Origin of the sequence: Rhizobium sp. PEPV16 (genome assembly GCF_008919455.1) — a bacterium.
In the GTDB taxonomy this organism is placed as follows: Bacteria; Pseudomonadota; Alphaproteobacteria; order Rhizobiales; family Rhizobiaceae; genus Rhizobium; species Rhizobium leguminosarum_Q.
Genome location: NZ_VSZV01000046.1, coordinates 1 through 1,518, shown reverse-complemented (window position 1 = coordinate 1,518; position 1,518 = coordinate 1). Strand labels below are relative to the sequence as shown.

Here is a 1,518-nt window from a genome sequence, read left to right as displayed (position 1 = left end):
GTGACGCCAAGATCCATGGGGACCCCGGTGATTGCAACCTGGAGATTGCCGAAATCCGGATCATCGGCCGCGACCTGCATGTAGGGTGCGCTGAGGAAGGTCGGCGCTCCGGCATAGGGCGCCAGTCTCGTGCCGCTCTTGGAGATGATCTTCTCCGCCACTTTCCGAAACTTCTCGTCGAATATCTCGCCGCCATTGGCGTCTGCAAATTCTGCGCGCAGCTGTTCCAGCCGCGTTTTGTCCCACACCATGCGCTGCGTCTCCGCTTCAGGTCCGTCTCGTCAGACAAAGAGGTTGAGAAAGCAATTGGTATCGTTGTAGCAATCGGTATCAAAGAGAAATCGACATGATCGCTGCAAAACCCAATACCCTCGTTGCCCGCCTCTCTGCTCCGCCCATTCCTTCCGTCGTCGCCTGGAGCCACGAATACAAAGGAGAAAAAGGGCCGCTCATCGATCTGTCGCAAGCCGTGCCTGGCTATCCCGCGCATCCGGAGATGCTTCGGCTTCTGGGCGAGGCAGCCAGGCAACAGGCTATGACAGGATACGGGCCGATCGAGGGCGAACCTCTGTTGCGCAAGGCCTACGCGGCTCATCTTGCCGAGCTTTACGGCGCCAACCTGTCCGCCGGCAATATCCACATTACCGCCGGCTGCAATCAGGCGTTCATGTGTACGGCGATCGCGCTTGCGGGCGCGGGCGATACGGTGGCGCTGACCAATCCCTTCTATTTCAACTACGACACGACGCTATCGATGCTTGGGATCGAGCGCCGATTGGTCGATTGTGACCCCGCCAGCGGGTTTCTTCCCGATCCGGGTTCGGCCGAGGCGGCCCTTGCAGCGGGCGCGAAGATACTTGCCGTTGTGACACCCAATAATCCCACGGGGGCTGTCTATCCGCCCAGCCTGCTTCATGAGCTTTTCGTTCTCTGCCGGAAATATGGCGCCTGGCTGATCCTCGATGAAACCTATCGCGATTTCCTTGGCGAGGATGACGGGCGGCCGCACGCTCTTCTCTCGGAGCCGGGCTGGCAGGATACACTCGTTCTTCTCTACAGCTTTTCCAAGTCCTTCTGCATTCCCGGTCATCGGCTGGGTGCAGTCACGGCAGGCCCCAAACTCATCGCCGAGATCGCCAAGGTGATGGACAATATGCAGATCTGCGCGCCGCGTTCGGCTCAGATCGCGGTTGCATCGGCGATCCCAGCGCTCGCCGACTGGCGGACCGGCAACCGGCTCGAGATCGCTCGCCGGGCGGAGGCGTTGAGGCAGGTTTTTTCCGGGCTGCCGGATTGGCAGATCGGAGCAATCGGCGCTTACTTCGCTTTTGTCCGCCATCCTCACGCCGATCGATCGTCTTCCGAGGTTGCCGAAAAACTTGCCAAGGAATCCGGCGTTGTTTGCTTGCCGGGCGCCTATTTCGGGGAGGGGCAGGAGCGCTACCTCAGACTTGCCTTTGCCAATGCGGCTGTCGCCGCGATTGGGCTATTGTCCGAGCGCCTTCGCTAGTTAGATAT

General features: G+C 60.0%; 1 protein-coding gene and 1 pseudogene. One reads left to right on the top strand and one right to left on the bottom strand.

The window, feature by feature from the left end:
• Window positions 1-251: pseudogene (locus tag FY112_RS00360) on the bottom strand (agmatinase); the annotation flags it as partial.
• Window positions 252-346: 95 nt separating this feature from the next.
• On the opposite strand from FY112_RS00360, the gene FY112_RS00355 reads away from it, so the two are divergent.
• Entirely contained in the window at window positions 347-1,510 is a 1,164-nt protein-coding gene (locus FY112_RS00355; RefSeq protein ID WP_151517351.1) for an aminotransferase, read from the top strand.
• Window positions 1,511-1,518 lie beyond the last annotated feature (8 nt).